Here is a 19,286-nt window from a genome sequence, read left to right as displayed (position 1 = left end):
TTCTATTGGTCTAATTGATTTTGGTGAATTGATTTATATAATGGTGAACATTGAATCAGTTCTTCGTGAGTGCCTAAAGCTGTAATGGTGCCATTTTCTAAAATCATAATTTGGTCAGCAGTGCGCAATGGACCAATTTTTTGTGAAATTAAAATCAAAGTGCAGTCATAATTTGTACGCACATTTTCAATCACTTTTTTGGTAGTAATATTATCGAGCGCAGAAGTAGAATCGTCTAGAATTAAAATTTTTGGTTTCCGTAACAACGTACGAGCAATTGATAAACGTTGTTTTTGGCCACCAGAAAGGTTTCGCCCGCCTTGTACAACAACATGATCGAGTTTATCTTCGAATTTAGTTACAAATTCTCAGGCACAAGCATCGCGCAAAGCTTGTTCAAGTTCAACATCGGTGGCATCTGGTTTTGCTTTTAATAAATTCGAACGAATTGTACCGGTATACAACAACGCTTCTTGGTAAACAATTCCAACGACATCATGAATACTTTTGGTTTTGGCATCATTAAGTTCTTGGTCGCCAATTTTGATAGAACCATATTTATAAAGGTAATTGTTAATTAAAAGATTTACCAAGGTAGACTTACCAGCAGCTGTTGGTCCAATAATACCAAGTGTTTGACGATACGGTAATCTAAAGGAAATATTTTTCAATGTGTGTTTGTCTTGCGTATCGTAGTATTTAAAGCTTAAGTCTTGTACGGTTAAATCGTAGTTTTGACTAATTTCACCGCCTTCAGGACGAATCACATTTTCTGGTATCACTTCAAAGATTTGGTTGATTCTACCAGCTGAAATTTTGGCTCTAAAGAAGGACACAAGAAACATAACTGTCATCATAATACCAAAACTAATGTTGTAAAGATAATCGATAAAAATATTTAATTCGACTAAAGTTTGGTTTGATGCTGCTTGTGCCATTGTTTGTTTTGCGGCAATTGAATAAATTACTAAAATCAATAAATTGATGATAGTCAAAAACACTGGACCTAAAGTTGCAAAAAGAATTTCAATTCGATACATAATTCTGTATCAAACTTGGTTGTTTTTGGTAAATGCTTCTTGGTGTTGATTTTCTAAGCTATAAGTTTTAATTACACGAATACCGTTGATGTTTTCTGTGATGTCTTTAGTTAACACTTCGACAGTTTTTTGTGCTTGTTTCATTCTTGGGCCTGACATTTTACCGACAATTAAAATTAAAACAGTAAGCACAGGAATCACAATCACAACACCGGTTGCCATTTGCACATCAACTAGGAAAGCTAAAACTGCACTACCGATAGTTAGAAAAATACCACGAACTAAAATGGTTGAACCATTAACTAAAAATTCTCAGAAAATTCCTACATCGTTTGAAACACGAGTAATAATCGATTCGCTCTTTAAGTCAGCGATATTTTTGAGTGAGAGTTTTTGAATTTTTTCAAACAGTGAAATTCTAAAAAACTTACTTGCTGATTCAGAGGCATAAATAACAACTAAATTTCCTACGAAGCTAAAGATTATGTTAAGTACAGTTACCAAGACTACGGCAATAATTAAATAATTACGAACGAGCAACAATGGCGCCGGTTTAAAGTTAATAAGACCATCAAAAAATGTTAAACTAACTGTTTCATTACTATTTTCATTAAAAATTAAGCGAATAAATTGCGAAATAATATTTGGAAAAATAATCGCGCAGATAACATTAAGGAAAATTAGAAGTGCTCCCAAAAGAAAACATCACTTAATTTTGCGGGGTAACATTTTAATAAGTTTAATCATTATTTATTCTTTTTTCCTTGGACGTTTTGGTTTCGAAAATAGTTTTTCACCTAACTTAATATATTCATTAATCATTTGTTCAAAATGTTGGAAGCCAATTTCATAGAATGCATCACTTTTTAAGTCCACACCTACTTTTTTAAGAATTTCTAGTGGATAATCATTTCCACCTTGTTTTAAAAAGTTATCAATGTAGTATTGCAAATAAGTTTCGCCTTTGAGTTTGTAGTTGTGGAAAAAGTAACTTGCTACCAATTGTCCTATAGCATACTTGTATACGTAAAATCCATAGTAAAAATGCGGTACATCAACACTAGCTACTAAAAATTCAGGTTCGTATTTTAGTTGTTTTGGTTTTTCAGTATATCTTTTTAAATTTTCAAAATAAAGCGTTGAAATTGATTCGTAGGTTGGATTAACTTTGTATTGTTCAATACCTTGGTAGAGATTATATTCATAGTTAGCTCAAATAATTTGGCGTTGCACGGTACCTATTCAACCGCGAATTCTTTCTTCTAACAATTGAAATTTTAGTTTGTCGCTTTGCGTTGCTTTTAAAACGTGGTCATATAACATTTCTTCGTTGAAAATTGAAGCTATTTCTGCCAAAAAGATTGGATATTGACTGTTATAAAAGTCATTGTTTTGATCAGAAAAATATGAATGCATCGAATGCCCTAATTCATGTGCTAAAGTTTCCACCGAACCAAATTGACCATCAAAATTCATTAAAATGTATTTTTTGTCAATGCCAAAATGACCACCAATTGAATATGCGCCAGAAACTTTGTTTTCAATAGTCATATAATCGACTCAACGATCATAAATTGCTTTTGAAACTACATTATAGTATTCTTCGCCAAATGGTTTTAAAGCTTCTAAAACTAAAGCTTGCATTTCTTCAACACTATAATTGCTTTTAACCTTTACTAATTCGCGTGCAGAATCATACTTTTGATTATACTTTTCCCCAAATGCGCTTTCATAAAACTTCTTGTGAGCTCTTCTGTATTTAGCTATAAGAGAATTGAGTGATGAGATTTTAGAAAAGAGAATTTGGAGTAAGTCATCGTCAACTTTATCAGCATTAGTCAACATATTTATTGCTGACTTATATTTTCTTGTCTTAGCTTCTACATTCAAAGAACGAAATTGTTGGAAAAGCAAATTTGCCAAAGTGTCTTTATGTTTGAAAATTGCTCTATTTCATGCTAATACAGTGTTTTTTCTTAGTTCGCCATCAGCGCTTTTAAGATATTTAAGTCTCGTCGCATGATTTAAAGGAAGTTTTTTACCTTTTGCGTTTACAACTGTGCCATAGTCTGTTTCGCTATCTGATAGCACAGTAAAAATATCTTCTAAATTTGGTTCGCCAGTTTGAATTTGTGTTAGATATTCTTCGACCTTATCATCTAGTTTGTGTTCATAATTTTCTAACTCAGATTCAATTATCTTTTTGTATGGAGCTAGTACAGGGTGATTAACTCACTGTTTTAATTTCTCAACATTTTGGAAAAATCTAACTTGTTCTGAACCAAACTTTTGATTAAATTCTTCACTCAATTGGTTCAACTTAACTTCGTAAGAACGATAAAGTGAGCTTGTAAGTTCACGGTTGAGGTGATTAGAAACATAATTGTAAAGTCGATTTGATAGCACGCCGGCACGAGCTGCTAATTCGAATGACGCAGCGTAAGCTTCAACTGTATCATATTTACTATCTTTTATCGCTATGAGATGTTCATTCAAAGTTTTTAATTCATCAAGCAATTGTTCAAAAGTTTTATTTTCTAAAATTGCTTCAAGATCAAATTTATACTTGTCATCAACATCAGCGACTTTTTTGTATTGCTTCATCATTCTCCTTTCTTAAATAATTACGAATATAGTTCTACAACATAGATATATTCGTTAAATTGAAAAAAAATTTTGCACTTGACTTTTTTTGTAATTTAATTTTGCAAAAAATAGAAAAATATTACATTAGAAAATGCAAAATTTGTAAATTATTATATATGAAAACAACATTAATTAAATTTGGCTAAAACAAACTTTTAAGATTTAAATTTGCTCGTTTTGACTAAGTTTTTTTTGGAAATATTCTGGTTCATTAATGAAAACTAAATTTTCCAAAATGTTCTCCATCCGCTCTACAATTCGGTAATGTGAATGCAATTCGAAAGATAATTTGATAATGATTTGAATGTTAATTTTTTCTTGTTCAAGTTTCAAAGCTAACTCTTCAATTTTTTTGTCACAAAAAACTTTGTAATCATTTTTTTCTTTTTGAAAAACTTCAAAAAATTTACTTGCCTGTTTACGACGAGCATATTTAAGAAAATTATGAAAAAGTTCATTTAATTTTTGATTTAGTGTAACGGCAATTTCTAAAGTATCAGTACTCATCATGTGGTGATACTTGGTAAAAAATTTACCTAAAAAGAATAAATAATCATTAATACGTTCGATATCGCCTAAAGAATTTAACACACAAATATATCAGCGCAAATGATCCAACATTGGTTGGTCTTTTGATAAATCTCATAGTAATTCGTTTACGTTATCCACTTGCACGTGATCACTAAAATTTTCCATTTCCGTTAAAGTTTTCATTGCATCATGAATAGTTTCATCCTTAGTTCGTGCTTTTTCAATTAAACTAAGAACTTGGTCGTGCATTTTAATGGAATGCGAAATATACGAATAAAAGAATTCTTTTAAGTTTTCTTCGCTTTTCTTTAATAAACTATAGTTGACAGACATTTTTTAACCAATCTTTCCCATAATGTAATCTCTAGTTTTAGAGTTTTGTGGATTTGTAAACATTTCACGTGTTGGTGCTTGTTCAATCATTTGACCTTTTAAGAAGAAAACTGTTTCATCTGCAACACGTTGTGCCTGTGCCATTGAGTGCGTAACGATAATAATGGTGTAATATTCTTTCAAACTAACAATTAAATTTTCGATTTTTTGCGTTGCAATCGGGTCAAGTGCACTAGTTGGTTCATCCATTAAAATTACTTTTGGCGCAAGCGCGATCGTACGAGCAATACATAAACGTTGTTTTTGGCCACCTGATAATTGGTCAGCGCTTTCTTTTAATTTATCTTTAACTTCATCATAAAGCGCAGCTTTTTTTAGCGCATCTTCAACACGTTGGTCAAGAATTTTTTGGTCGTAAATACCAATGTTTTTTAATCCTAAGGCTATGTTTTCATAAATTGAAACTGGAAAAACTATTGGTTGTTGAAACACCATGCCAACTTCTTGACGCAAATCGATATTACTAAGAGCTTTAGTGTCTTTTAGATCAACATAATTATCATTATGTCAGTACAAGATTTTACCTTCATAACTATTGGATTTGTCTTCCACATTAATTCGGTTAAAAAGTTTGAGGAGAGTACTCTTACCACAACCTGATGGGCCTATGAAAGCAATTGTTTTATGCATTGGGAGTTGTAAATTAATTGCAAAAAGGGCTTGCTTTTTTTTGTAGTTGTACCAAAAATTTAAATTTTCAATTTTGAAAATTGGTTGTGTTGTTTTAGCAAGTGATGCATTTGTTTGCATTGGTTTTACGTTTTTTTCCATAATATAAACCTCTTTCAACTAAAGTTAAAATTTTTAAGTTTAGGTGTTATGTAAGTTGAAACATAAAAAAGAAAACTAAAGAACAAAAGTGAAATAAAAGCACATTCGTACATAATTGCCACTGCGTTTGCAGCAGTACTATTTAACTGCACTACCATTCTGGTTGTAATAGTTTGACCAAAATAAGTAAGACAAAAACTTGGTGAATTGTTCATTCCGGTAGTGAGTAGAAATGGTGCTGATTCGGAAGCGATTCGTGCAGTCATTAACACTCAACCATTGACTAAAGATGGCCAAATTTTAGGCAAAATAATTTTGTAAATAATTTTCGCTTTTGATAAACCTAAAGCTTGCGCACTTAGTTTTAAATCCTTATCAATTGACGCAAACGCAGTTTGGATATTCTTAATGGCAAAAGGTAAAATGAAAATACCTATGGTACAAATTCCAGCTCATAATGAATGTGAAGTTTTACCACCAGCACTAAAACCAAAAAGTGAAATAAAAACTGTATAACCAAATAAACCAAATAAAATTGACGGCATTGACGCAAAGGCATCAATGAAAGAATAAAAGGCATTTTTGATTTTGGTGCTTGTTAAATATTCGCTCACATAAACAACTACAAAAAAGGCAACTGGCATAGCAAAAATTAAAACCAATAAACTAATTACAATTGTATTAGCTAACGCGCGGAGAGTTGAATCGCCCGCGTTACCAACAATAGTGTTACTGTTAGCAAGAGAATACTTAAGGCCATTAATAAGAACATCTCCAACAATTCAAAGGGAACAAATAGCAACTAAAATTACTGCCACTAATTCACTTAAAAGATGATATCAGTGGTAAACTCTATTAATTACTTTACGATTTTTAATTTTCGTTTGCAGCTTTAAAATAGCTTTATTGGCAAATTCTAATTTGATTTTTCGACGCGAAGTGATAATAGCATTAAAACTTAAATTAACAATTGTGATGATAATAAACAAAATGAGACCAAGTGCAAACATTAAACTTCTGAGTTCATCACCACCATTTTCAGCAAAAAAGTTGGTTGGTAACAAAGCACCAACTGTTTTAAGCGATGAGGTTAAAGTGGCGGCAAAACCTTTTTGGTAAAAAGTGAGATAATTTTGCGATTTCAGAATAAAAAGTAAAGCCACCGATTCTCCAATTGCTTTGGCAAAACCAAGTAAATATGCTCTTCAGATATCAGCTCGAATGGCTTTTTTTACGATTTTATAAGAAATTTGCGAATTATTAAGACCGAGTGCCTTTCCAGCAAATTTTAAATCTCAGCTAATGTTTTCTAAGGCAACTAAAATTGCGTTTGTAATAGTAGGAAAACACATAATTGCGAGCATTAAAATCGCATTAAGCAAATTGGTACCACTACTTAAACCGAATGCACTCTTAATTCACTTTGAAATGACCATTAGTGCAAACAAACCAAAAATAACAGAGGGAAGGCCGCTAAAAATTCTTAAGAAAAATTTCGTTCTTAAGTAAAACTTTTGATTTTGCACTCTTAAATTAAGCCAAAACGCTACTCTTAAACTAACTGGACATGCAATTAAACAAGTTAAAATCACCACTAAAAAAGTAGTTACTATTGGTAGAATAATACCACCACTAAAAGCACCATTAGTTGGATTAACAGGATTAAAAATTTGGCCTTTGTAGTAAGAAAAGGCATACCCTGAACGATAAATAATAAAGAATAAGAAAACAATAAATAAGGACAAGCAAACAAGCACAACAGTAAGCGAAATGTGCTTATTTACTGCCTCGTTTTTTTGATTTTTCCTGTGCTCTTTCATTTGTTAAGAATAATAATAAAAAAACTTTATTTTGCAAACAAAAAGTCTAAATTTACTAGCATAATGCAAAAATATTTATAATTTGTGCATGATGAAAAAACTTGCTCGTTTTGGCCGTTTCTTAACACCATTAGTTCTAGCTTCACCAGTTGTTTTAACTCTTTCATGCAGTTCTAAAGTTGTGTCCTTTAAGGGTTCAACTAGTATGTGATCATTTTTAAACGATCTTTCGAAAGTTATTTACAAAAATGATCGTTATTTAGCTGATATTGAATCACTCGGTTCCTCAGCAGGAATCGATAATTTAGTGAATGCCCGTACTGATTTTGCTGCTTTATCAAAAAATCCTGTTGGCGAACATAATTCGATGAGTGAAGAAAATAAAGCTAAATGAAAAGCGCAAAAAATCAAGACAGTGCCAGTTGCACAAGAAAAAATGGCGTTTTTATTACAAGTAAAACCAGCTGACGTTAAAAAACATTTTTTCTTTGACCACACAAATTGACAAAAAATAATTAATGCTTTTGGTGGTGATTATCAGCTTATGATTAATGATTTACTTGCTGAAAACGAAAAACTACCTGAAGATCAAAATTACCCAATTGCTGTATTTTATAGAGCTGGCGGTTACAATGTAAGTGGTAAAGCAGAAACTTTTGTTAAAGACAATCCTTATGTCAATGAAATTGTGCCAAGTCCGAATGCGCAATCATACTTAAGAAATACTTTGGGTAATACTAAAGTAAGTATTACTAATTTAGACGAATCAGACGCCAAAGCAATGCCAGACTTTTTAAATAGTAATGCAACAAGTAAAATGGCTTTTTTTAGTTATGGTTTTTTAGAAAATAACAAGTCACTTTGACAAAAACCAAATTTTGTGCTTGTTCAGCAAAAACAAGAAACAGTTTTAGTTAAACCTGAAGAAGAAACTTACGGTTGAACAAGATTTTTCTATTTATCTTTTTCATTATTAAATAATTTACCGAAAAAACTTAGTTTGTTAACTAGTTTTTTAAGCCCTACAAATAGAGTTAAACCTGAAATAATGAAAGTTTATGCCAACAATAGTTTAAGTGCACCAAATGCAAATTTGTTGAAAACAATTTTTAATTTAGAAGCTGATGACGAACAAAACTGAAGCGAACTAGCAAAAGCCGCGAAAACATTAACACCCGATTATCAATAAAGTATTTTTTTACCTCGTTTTACAAAATGAATTTTAAAAACAATTTAAATTTTTGCCAAATTTTGCAATAAAAAATAACGTGTTTCAAACGTTATTTTTTTGTCTTCAAACAGAATTAAAAACAAGAACTAAAGTTTATTTTTGCACTCTTGACCATTTGCCAATTCTTTTAAGTTTTGGTAAGAAATTTCCACCATATTAGCAACAGCTTCATCAGTGTAAGAACCAATGTGTGGGGATGTCATCACTGTTGGGAACAAACTGATTAATTCTTCAATAACTGGATCGTTAATTGCGTCAAGTTTTTTACCAAAGAATTGTTTTTCGTTATTGAAAACATCTAAACCAACACCAGCAAGTTTTCCACTCTTGACCGCAGCAAGAATTGCTGCTTCATCTTGCAGTTGACCTCTAGCTGTGTTCACAAGAATTGACCCTTGTTTCATCTTGCTGAGAAATTCAGCATTAATAAATTTATCGTTTTGCCCTTTAATGTAAGGCACATGCACTGAAATAATGTCAGCTTTAGCTAAAAGTTCATCAAGCGGTAAGTAAGTTAAAACGGTTTTTGCCTTGTCATTAGGATAAGGATCATAACCTACAACAGTTGCGCCTAAACCGCGAAACATTTTTGCAGCTTCAAAACCAATTTTACCGGTGCCAATAATTCCCACTACCGAATTTTTAATTTCCTTAGCAAATCCGTGTGGAGTAATTGTGTAATCTAAGTTTGCCGCAGCTTTAGCAGCGAAATAAATACTCTTTCTTGATAGAGTTAAAGCCATTGATACTGCAAGTTCGCTGATAGCTGTTGGCGAGTATGATGGTACACGTGCACTTAAAATGTTATGCGCATGTAAAGCTTCCACATCCATGTGGTCAAAACCAACAGTTCTAGTGAGAATGAATTTCACGCCAAGTTCTTTGGCACGAGCAACTACTTGAGCATCAATTTTATCGCTTGCGCGACAAATAACTGCGTCAAAACCTTTAAGGATATCAACGTTTTCTGCACTCAAACTTTCTGATCTTAGTTCTAGTTCGTAACCAAAATTTTTGTTAAATTTTTCAAAAATTGGCTTTTCTACGGCTCTCACACCGAAACAAATAACTTTCATTAATATAATTTCCTTTTACTATAAATTAAAGACCGTAAACTGCAGAAGCAACCGCAACTCAAATAGGCATTAAAACAACTGCTAGAAGCGTTGAAAGGGCTGAACACTGTGCTGCGTATTCTTCGTGCACTTTGTATTGCATTGCATAAGCAATAACAACAGTAGCCGGTGGAGTAGCTGCAAAAATAACCATTGCCAAACCACTTTGAGCTGTAACTTTTCCAATTTTTACTAATGGTCAAAAGATCAAAAAGATGACAAGTGGTAAAACAACTAATTTCACAGCTGAAAAAGTTCAAACTTTTCAGTCTTTTGCAGCTGCTTTGATGTTTGATGTAGCAAGTGTAATACCAATTGAAAGTCAAACGAGTGGACTAGCTAACCCGCTTAAGTAATTAATGGTTTTGTGAATATAAGGCATTGTTACGTCTAACTGGAATCAGCCCGCTTCACCTGGTTTTATTATTCCAGTTTTAGAATCTTCAAAACTTCTTGCAAAGTTAGCAGCAAAACCTGACGCGCCAGGAATTAATTGAGTAAGATATAACACAAGACCAAGAAATGTTGCAATAACAATTGGGTTTAAAAATGTTGTTTTAAGCGATTTTTTAATGTTTTCTTTATCAAATTTCAAACCACTTACCATCATAAAGCAGTATGAATATAAGAAAATACGATATGGAATAGTTCAAATATTCGCAGAAGTAGTTGCGTCTTTAGCCATAACATTAATAATTGGTAAACCAAAGAAAGTAATTGAACCAAAAATAATCATCATTCAACTAATTAAAGCTTTCGATTCGCTTTTGGCTACTGTTCCATCTGGATTTTTTTTCATTCTACTTGGAATAATGCGACTTCCATATTTTACAAATAAGAAAACTGCTAAACAAAGAAGAATATAGAAAGCAAATGAAACACCCAAAATAATTCCTTCATTAGTTAAGTCAGCAACTGTAACTTTTTTCATAAAACCAATAAATGCTACAGCGGGAAGCGCAATCTTAAGAACGACTGCGTTTAAAACTTTTTTAAATTCCACTTTAAGCACTTTGGTTTTAGTGAGTATAAACCCCAAACTAATAATAACAACGGTAGCAACAATTGCCCCCCAGAAGCTAGTATTAGTTAAAACTTTTACAAAGTTCATATAAAAGTACCTTTCTAATAATTACGTAGAACACAATTAACATTTCAAAAAAAGAGATAATTTTAACAATTTGTTGATTGCACAAACATTTTATAAAATTTGTCGTTAAGTCTATCATAAAGACACAAACGCAAAATTATTAAATGTGAGAATTACAGAAAACTGCAGTTTTTGTTGACAAACTTTGTGAATTTGACTTTTTCAAAGTAATCTGCCAACGCGCCTGTGTTATTGCGTTATATATAAAAAAAACAAGATGTTTTTAAACACCTTGCAATTTACTAAAAATTTGGTAATGAAAATATTATCTGGTGCCCAAGACAGGACTTGAACCTGCACGCCTTGCGGCAGTGGATTTTGAGTCCACGGCGTCTACCATTCCACCACTTGGGCAGTGATGAAATTATAGACTAAAATCAAAAATTTCGTAACATTTACTTGTAAGAATTCAACGTTTTTAAATGTCAATTCTTATTTTTAACGCTTAATTGAATGTTAATTTTTAATAGTTATTTGTCTACAAATAAGTTTACATAGTAAGGCATAATTTGAATTTTTTATAATTTAATTGCAAAGAAAACACACTCGCTTGCTTAGAGTGTGCCAGTGATACAATTAAATTTAATGATGCTTTAACAAATACCTGACTAAATCTCTACTACATAATGAAAGCATAATTGAAAAATTTAAAGAACAAATGCAGAAATAAAAAAGTTACAAAAGGAGCTTAAGTTTAACTGTTTTTAAACTACAAGCTAAAGCGCAATAAAATACGCGTGATATGAATAAAATTTTATACTCTTATTTCTGCAGTGAGTCTGCGCTAACACAACCACGAATCAGTTCGGGGTTTTAATTTAAAAAACAATTCAACATACAAAAGAGGTTGTTGGCTAGCTAAGCAAACCAACTTGTTCTATTTTTTAGAAAAGTTGCGAGCTAAAAAAATAGAAGTAATAACTTCTATTTTTGAAATACAACATATTGTTGCGTAATAATTTGTAATTTGGAAATTTGTGCGAGTTAATGAGCTTTAATTTTGTTTAATTCTTTTGAGTGTAGGGAATAGTAACACATCACGAATTGAAGATGTTTCAGTAAGCAGCATAGTTAAACGGTCGATCCCAATTCCGGCACCACCAGTTGGCGGCATTCCGTATTCAAGTGCAGTGACAAAATCATAATCTATATCACTAGCTTCGTCATTACCTTTTTCTTTTTCGTTAAGTTGCGAAATAAAACGATCTAATTGGTCGATTGGGTTATGTAACTCTGTGTAAATGTTGGCATATTCTTTAGTGTTAATAAACAATTCAGCACGTTCTACATACCTTGGATCTTCAGCTTTGAAACTAAGTGGCGAAATTTCAATTGGATGCCCGACTACAAAAGTTGGTTGAATCAAAGTTTTTTCAATTAATTCTTCAAACAAACCATTAATAATGTGTCCTAAAGTAAAGAATTTTTCTAATTTCACTTTGTGTTTTTTGGCCACTTGCACAGCTTCTTCGTAACTTACATTCCGAAAGTCTACACCGGTTGCTTGACTTACTGCATCAACCATATCAATACGTCGAAATGGCGTACTAAGGTCAACTTCAACACCATTGTTCATAAATTTTGTTCGACCCATTTTTTGACAAATGAACTCAAACAATTTTTCAATTCTGGCCATCATACCTTCAGAATTTGAGTAAGCTTCATAAAATTCTATACTGGTAAATTCTGGGTTATGCGTAGTATCAATTCCTTCGTTACGGAAGATGCGACCAATTTCATAAACACGGTCAAAACCACCTACTACTAATTTTTTAAGTGGAATTTCAGTCGCAATTCTTAACACAAAATCTTGACCTAAAGCGTTGTGGAATGTTTTGAAAGGGCGTGCTGCTGCGCCTGAAAGATAATCGTGTAAAACAGGAGTTTCAACTTCAAGATATTCAAGATTATTAAAGTAATCTCTAATTCATTGCACAAGTTTACTTCTAGTTTTAAATTTTTCGCGTGACTCAGCGTTCATAATTAAGTCTAAGTAACGATGACGATAACGTTCTTCCACATCAACTAAACCATGGAATTTTTCTGGTAAAGGTTTAAGTGATTTACTTAGTAATTGCAAGTCTTGTACCCGCACACACACTGCGTTTGTGTGTGTTTTCATTAGTGCACCAGTCACTAAGATAATATCACCAAAGTCAAGACTTTCAACTAAAGGTACTAAAGCTTCATGTTCTTTTTTGTTGAAATAAACTTGAATTTGACCGTGGTAATCTTGCAACACAATGAAAGGCCCACGTTTGGTCATAATACGTCCAGCTACTGTTTTGACTACTGGTGAGTGTTCTAGATCTTCTTTTGTGTGATCTTGGTATTCGTTAACAATAGCATTGCTGTAAGCGATTTTATCAACAAGATTATCTGCTTTTTGTCAGGGATTAATGTTATTGGCGGCATAAAATTCTAATTTACCGCGTCTGACCACTTCTTGGTCGATCATTTTTGAACTCATAGTGAGGCTCCTCTAATTTGATGAATTGAACTCTATAAATAAGTGATGAATGAAAATTTATAATATAAGAAATAGCAGTCCCGAGACTGCTATTTTGCACTTGAAAGCTAACTTTGAATTAATTAGTCAAGCAACAACGGTAAGGTTTGTAGTGTTTCGAGTAAGTAAAGATCTCTGACTAACTTTTCTGAAGCACTAGCAATATCAATTTGTTCGTTATTTGCTAATCTAAATAATCTAAAATCAGTTTGAACTCAACTGTAAACTTTTTTCTTTGCGCTGTCGATAAAGAAACCATAACCTCTATTTCAAAGGTCTAAAGCTTGCATTGTTTCTACAATTTGCTTGTAAGCTTCTTCATCGATAGTGTCGGTTTGAGTAAGTAAACGATAAGGTTTGTGCAAACGGTCTTCGAGGTCGTCTTTAAAATTAAATCTAAAGTTAACTGGGAACTTTTCCCCTAGGATGTAATCTTGTTTAAATTTCTTACTCTTGATGTCACCTTCTAAGAAAAGAAAGGTTTTTTGTTCTTGATTCTTAAGATTTTCAACAACAACTGCTTCTGATTTTCATAAATCAATTTTGTTGATGTCTTTATTAATAAAAATTTGATCGTAAGTGAATTTAACTTCTTGCGTGTTTGATAATGGTGAAATTCTAACAGTGTCTCTAACTCACGCAAGTGGTTTCTTAAATTCTTGGCCAACATAGTGTAAGTTGTCAATTTTGAACAAATCATACATTATGTCATCGCCTTGGTCAAAAGCTAGTTTCTTCTGCTTGCCAATTTGAAAGTATGCCAAAGCTACGAAAACTGCAACTAATGTGAATGAACCAATCATCACGCCTAGCAATGAATAACTCACCACTTGCGGATAATTCGGATCTGTACTTTCTGGCATTCCATACTTCGCATAAATTATTAACGCAAAAGCAGCTAAACCAATACAAGAGAAAATAACAACAAGAATAATCCAAGCTAAGAACCGCTTATCTCTTCAAAACGCTATTGATGGTAAATTTTTTTTGAATTTTGGAGTTCTTGTCTCCATAAACGTTTGATAGTTTTGAAGCATATTACCCTTTCGAAAGTGCATAAATGTTATGCTCAACTAAACTAATTAAGTCTAAAATTAATAATTGATATTATATATTAATGCCTTATTTTGCTTTGTAATTTTTTACACAATAAGTGCTAAAAAACTGCAAAAATTAGCCGTAAAATGATTTTTAAAAATTAATTTGAAAGCAAAAAAGTTGTAAGTTTTAAGTTACAAGGAAAAAGTTTTTTACTTAATGTCAAAATCGAGCAAAAAAATTGTTGTTTAAACAAAAAAATGGACCACTTTAAAACAAATTATTTCTTTTTCTTTTTAACTTGATTTTGCAAATATCACTATGTTAAAGACATATACAAAAAAATAATTAGACTATTACGAAAATGTTAATTTATTAAATTACATTTAAAGTTACAGCAAATTTAAAAAACCAAACAACACAATTTAGTTGCTTGGTTAGTAATTACAAAATATTTAATTGCATTTGGTTGGTTTGATCTAAATTTTCAAAAACATTCATTTCTTCAAGTTTTTTAATCAATGATGAATTTGTTAAAGTTCGTTTAGTGAAATCTTCAATTGACTTAAATGGTTTTTCTTCGCGTGCTTTGACAATTGAATTTGCCACTGCTTCACCAAGTTGTTTAACAGCATTAAAAGGCGGGATTAAGCAACCACGTTGATGGTCTACTTTTCAAGTTACAGCTTCTGAATTTGTTAAGGAAACATTGTCAATGTAATATCCTCTCGCGTAAAGTTCTTGACAAATTTCAAAAATTGGTAATAACTTTTCATCAGTGGTACTAATTGAACGATTTTGCTCATCCCGTTTAATTTGGTGTAATTTCATTTTTGCCTTGGTGCCGAACTTCATATCAACCATATTGTCCAAATCAAGTACATCAGTCCGAATTGAAAAGTACACAGCATAAAATTCAAGCGGGAAATAAAGTTTGTAATAAGCCGTTCACCAAGCCATTTGAGCATATGCTACCGCATGGGCTTTAGGGAACATGTACTGAATTTTTTTCATACTTTCAATTTGTCATTGCGGTACATTATGTTTTACAAGCAATGCTTCATCTTCAGCACTAAGCGTTTTCTTAGCATGCCGCACTTTTTCCATAATTTCAAACGCCTGTGAACGCGGTACATTTAAAGCCATTAACTTTACCAAAATATCATCACGACAACTCACAACATCACTAAGTGTTAGGTTATTTTTTAAAATTAAATCTTCCGCGTTGTTTAGTCACACATTAGTTCCATGCGACAAACCACAAAGCGAAACAAGATCAGCAAATGATTTTGGTGCAGCAACAGTTAAGATTTTTCGAACAAACTTGGTGCCATATTCAGGTAGTCCCAAAGCACCAGTTGGTTCATTGTCAATTTGTTCCGATTTAATCCCCATTGGTTCTGGTGAACAGAATAACTTAATAACATCAGGATCATCATAAGGAATCTGCGCAGTTTTAAACTTGGTCATTGTTTCCAGCATCTTGAAAATGGTTGGATTATCATGTCCTAAGATATCAAGTTTCAATAAATTGTCATGAATTGCCTTGTAGTCAAAGTGAGTTGTTTTTCAAGTTGACTCAGTTTCACCTGCTGGGAAATTGAGTGGTGTAAAATCGTAAATTTCTTTTTCCTTTGGAATAATGATAATGCCGCCGGCGTGTTGGGAAGTCGTCCGCTTAATACCTTCGATTTGTTTGGCTAAATAATTAACAAACAATTCATCAGCGTGTTCACCAGTTTCTTCCATAAATGCTTTAACATAGCCATATGCTGTTTTCGAAGCAACTGTTGAAATTGTTCCAGCTCTAAACGTGTTGAATTCGCCAAACAAATTACGTACTTCCTGATGAATTTCACCTTGCACATCACCTGAAAAGTTAAGGTCAATGTCAGGTACTTTTTCTGCGTTAAACCCTAGAAATGTTTCAAAAGGAATCAATTGCCCATCACGATGCATTAAGACGTTACAGTTCGGGCAGTTACGTTTTGGTAAATCAAAACCTGAGGTAATTTTCGGCAAATTAGCTAATTCAAACAACTTACACTTTTGACAAATATAATGAGGCGGTAAAGGGTTGATAATACTAATATCACTTAAAAAAGCAACAAACGAGGAACCAACTGAACCACGTGAACCAACGATGTAACCACGGTCAGTTGACATTTTAATAAGAACGTGACTAATTCAATAAATCACCGAGTAACCAAATTTAATGATTGGTTCAATTTCACTTTCAATTCGTTGTTCAATGAATTCTGGTAATTTTTCGCCATAAAGTTTGTGTGCATTTTCGTAAACTAACGCACGCAACTTGTGGTCTGAATCATCAAATTCAGGTTTAAAAAGACCTTTTTTGATAACCTCAACTTCTTCACACAGGTCAGCAATTTTGTGTGTGTTTGTAATTACAATTTCTTCAATTAAAGCTTCATCCTGCAAAAAAGCAAATTGTGTAAGCATTTCTTCTGTAGTGAAAAAGTGCTGTTGTGGAATTTTTAACTCATTTTGTTTTGCTTTTTCAAAGTTAAATAAATAGTGTCTTGAGTTAGCGATACCTTTTGCATAGACAACTATTTTATAGATATATTGGTCGAATGGATTCAAGTATTTTACATCGCCAATTGCCACCACAAGTTTGCCTTTTTGTTTTGCTGTGAGAATGATGTCTTTCAGTGTTGAATGAACTTGATCTCAAGTCAAATCTCCATATTCAACAAAATGTTTAAACACCGCAGGTGCAGGCACTTCTATGTAATCAAAACGATCTAAAATCGCTTCAAAAGTGTCTTGCGATCCATAAAAATATTCTTCAAGCAGCCTACCGCGTAAAGCGCCTGAACCAATCAAAAGATTTTTTGTTTCTTGAAGATCATCTCAAAATAATTTAGCTGAATCTCAATATTGATCTGTTAATGCTTTGCTTACTAATTTAAATTGTTCTTTGAGTCCTTCATTATTTTTGCAAAGTGTACTTACTTCAAAACCACGTTCTTTTTTTCAAGCATCCTGTGAAACTAACTTAGCTAATTGATCAAGTGTAGTAATTCCTTTTTCTTCTAAAATACCAACCAATTTTACTCACACATTAGCTAAAACGTTGGCGTCATAATCAGCCCGGTGAGCTACTTCGGCTTGATATTCAACATCAAGTCTTTTCGCTAAGGCATTCAAATTGTGGCGTTTGTCATTTGGAAACAAAATTCCAGAAACTTTCAATGTGTCAATAATTGTAAATTCGGGAAAAGGTTTCTTGTACTCCAAACATTTTTGTTTTATGTAATAGTAGTCAAATTTTGCGTTGTGGGCGATAGCAATTTTGCCATTCAAATTGTCATAAATTTCATCAAATGCTTTGTCAATTGTAAGTCCGCTCAAAACATCTTCTTGCTTAATACCGGTAAGATTAGTTGTAAAAACTGATAACGGTTCTTTAGCTTGAATAAAAAATTGGTTTAGTTTTTCAATTTTCAAATTGTTTTTAATATCAGCTCACCCATACTCAATAATTTCACCAAATCTAGCATATAAGGAAGTGGTTTCAATGTCAAAAGCAACATAGGCAAGCTCACGCAAAGTTGTTTTTTCAAACTTTCTAGCACCCCAAACAGCTTCATGGCCACGTTCAATTGTGGTAAAAGATGTTCCCATCAATGGTTTTACACCTAGTTTTTTTGCTGTTGTGTAAAACTTAGGATAACCTTGGCAACCATCCAAGTCCATAATGGCAACTGCTGGCATCTTAAATTCAGCCGCTTTCTTAATAATATCCTCAGGGTCGATTAACGCGTCCATTGTGCTCATTTTGGAACTTACATGTAATTCGATTCTTTTTCTTTCCGGAGGCATATTGTCCATTGGTCGAATGTTGGGGGTTTCAAATTCACTAAAAGAATCACCATAAATAATTCTTTGTTCATTGTATTGACGAACTTTAATAGCAAGTTTGCCTTTGACAGAAATTCAATTACCTATTCGTAAAGTTTTTTGCTCAGTTTCGGTTAAAGCTTCTGATAAAAATAATTGAATTTGTACGGCATTTTGAAAATCAGTCAAAGAAATAATGTATAAATGATTCTTACCTGAAGAGTTATTAAGTTTTTTGTATTCAAAGTCAAAGATTTCACCTACAACTTGCACAGGCGATTTATCTTCTAATTCTCAAATTTGTTTCAAATTAATTTCTTGGTAAGCAATGTTATCTCAACGCTTTTTAGTAAAAGTTGGCGAAGAATATTTATCTTTTGCAGCAGATTTTACTTGCGCATTTCTTTGCTGTTGACTAAGAACTTTAACTGCGGCTTCGTTAGAAATTGTGTTGGCTGGTGTTTCATACTCAGCTTCGCCAGATTCAGTGGCTATCATTTCAACTCTAAGTATTAAATTTACAAATCCGCAATTATGTAACTCACTTTCTAATTTATCGGTTACAGCTATAGTGTCATTAACTAAATTTTGATCAGCAACTTTAAAGATCATACTGAATTTATCAGCATTTTTTTCTAGTAAAACAAGTGGTCTACTACTTAAGAGTACCTTTCATTTAAAAAAACTTTTGGTCTCAATTATATTTTGTAAGTAGTCGCCGATAAGAGCTTTTTGATAGAGTTTTTCGTCAAATTCATACTTAACCGAAATATCAACTGCTGTGGAAGTGGAAAAAGTATTTCTGAAATGTATAAACTCATCAAAATGCATTTTGTCACAAATTTTAATCTTTGCGAAAAGAGATTGATCTGGATGCATTTCAAGTTGCGTAATTTCAGTATTTGGGAACATTTCATTCAAGTTAGTATTTAAATGACGACAAAGTTTTTGAAAACGTTGTTGTCTTGTTTTTTGGTCTGCTGATGCAGCAATGTTTGGCTGTTCACTTGTAGTTTTTTCACCAATAGTAAGTGAAGTTTGTGCATCTTTTTCCATCAGAACTCCCCCTCATAAACTCTATAAAAAAGAAATTTCTTTATAAATTTTAAAGAAATAATTTTGAATAAAAAACTTTTTTGAAATTTAAAAATAAAGTTAAATTTATTTTTACTTTA

The 19,286-nt window shown here is 32.4% G+C and carries 11 protein-coding genes and 1 tRNA gene; 1 reads left to right on the top strand and 11 read right to left on the bottom strand.

The genetic code is table 4. The features are described 5' to 3' along the window. Window positions 1–2 precede the first annotated feature (2 nt). The 5 genes from EXC55_RS02750 to EXC55_RS02730 form a co-directional block, all read right to left on the bottom strand. The gene (locus tag EXC55_RS02750) at window positions 3–1,787 is read right to left on the bottom strand and encodes an ABC transporter ATP-binding protein (RefSeq protein ID WP_129623144.1); all 1,785 of its coding nucleotides are present in this window, start codon (window positions 1,785–1,787) and stop codon (window positions 3–5) included. 3 nt (window positions 1,788–1,790) lie between these two features. Next, on the bottom strand, window positions 1,791–3,644 hold the full coding sequence (locus EXC55_RS02745; protein WP_129623143.1) for a M3 family oligoendopeptidase: 1,854 nt from the start codon (window positions 3,642–3,644) through the stop codon (window positions 1,791–1,793). A gap of 204 nt (window positions 3,645–3,848) precedes the next feature. After that, window positions 3,849–4,550, bottom strand: a complete 702-nt coding sequence (locus EXC55_RS02740) for a phosphate signaling complex PhoU family protein (protein WP_129623142.1) — start codon at window positions 4,548–4,550, stop codon at window positions 3,849–3,851. A 3-nt stretch (window positions 4,551–4,553) separates the two neighbouring features. Continuing rightward, complete coding sequence (locus tag EXC55_RS02735) at window positions 4,554–5,381, bottom strand: phosphate ABC transporter ATP-binding protein (RefSeq protein WP_223211681.1); 828 nt, start codon at window positions 5,379–5,381, stop codon at window positions 4,554–4,556. Next, window positions 5,366–7,201 (bottom strand): ABC transporter permease subunit, encoded by a 1,836-nt coding sequence (locus EXC55_RS02730; RefSeq protein ID WP_129623141.1) that lies wholly within the window; start codon window positions 7,199–7,201, stop codon window positions 5,366–5,368. Before EXC55_RS02730 ends, EXC55_RS02735 begins: the two co-directional genes overlap by 16 nt. An 88-nt stretch (window positions 7,202–7,289) precedes the next feature. Between EXC55_RS02730 and EXC55_RS02725 the strand changes: the two genes are divergently transcribed. Next, window positions 7,290–8,390, top strand: a complete 1,101-nt coding sequence (locus tag EXC55_RS02725) for a type 2 periplasmic-binding domain-containing protein (protein ID WP_129623140.1) — start codon at window positions 7,290–7,292, stop codon at window positions 8,388–8,390. A 128-nt stretch (window positions 8,391–8,518) separates the two neighbouring features. Here EXC55_RS02725 and EXC55_RS02720 read toward each other — a convergent pair whose 3' ends face one another. The 6 genes from EXC55_RS02720 to EXC55_RS02695 all read right to left on the bottom strand — a co-directional run bounded on the left by EXC55_RS02720 (window position 8,519) and on the right by EXC55_RS02695 (window position 19,167). After that, window positions 8,519–9,508 (bottom strand): NAD(P)-dependent oxidoreductase, encoded by a 990-nt coding sequence (locus EXC55_RS02720; protein ID WP_129623139.1) that lies wholly within the window; start codon window positions 9,506–9,508, stop codon window positions 8,519–8,521. Window positions 9,509–9,533: 25 nt separating this feature from the next. Further along, the gene (locus tag EXC55_RS02715) at window positions 9,534–10,658 is read right to left on the bottom strand and encodes an AEC family transporter (RefSeq protein ID WP_129623138.1); all 1,125 of its coding nucleotides are present in this window, start codon (window positions 10,656–10,658) and stop codon (window positions 9,534–9,536) included. A 309-nt stretch (window positions 10,659–10,967) separates the two neighbouring features. Next, window positions 10,968–11,051, bottom strand: a tRNA-Leu gene (locus EXC55_RS02710). Between the two features lie 640 nt (window positions 11,052–11,691). After that, window positions 11,692–13,167 (bottom strand): lysine--tRNA ligase, encoded by a 1,476-nt coding sequence (gene lysS, locus EXC55_RS02705; protein WP_129623137.1) that lies wholly within the window; start codon window positions 13,165–13,167, stop codon window positions 11,692–11,694. Window positions 13,168–13,289: 122 nt separating this feature from the next. Next, window positions 13,290–14,219, bottom strand: coding sequence for a hypothetical protein (locus tag EXC55_RS02700; protein WP_129623136.1), 930 nt, complete (start codon window positions 14,217–14,219; stop codon window positions 13,290–13,292). Window positions 14,220–14,688: 469 nt separating this feature from the next. Next, window positions 14,689–19,167 carry a PolC-type DNA polymerase III gene (locus EXC55_RS02695; protein WP_129623135.1) on the bottom strand — a complete coding sequence of 1,493 codons (4,479 nt, stop codon included), beginning with the start codon at window positions 19,165–19,167 and terminating at the stop codon, window positions 14,689–14,691. Window positions 19,168–19,286: the final 119 nt, after the last annotated feature.

It is taken from the genome of Mycoplasmopsis columbinasalis (assembly GCF_900660705.1).
Classification (GTDB): Bacteria; Bacillota_I; Bacilli_A; order Mycoplasmatales; family Metamycoplasmataceae; genus Mycoplasmopsis; species Mycoplasmopsis columbinasalis.
This window is presented reverse-complemented; position numbering and strand designations above follow the sequence as displayed.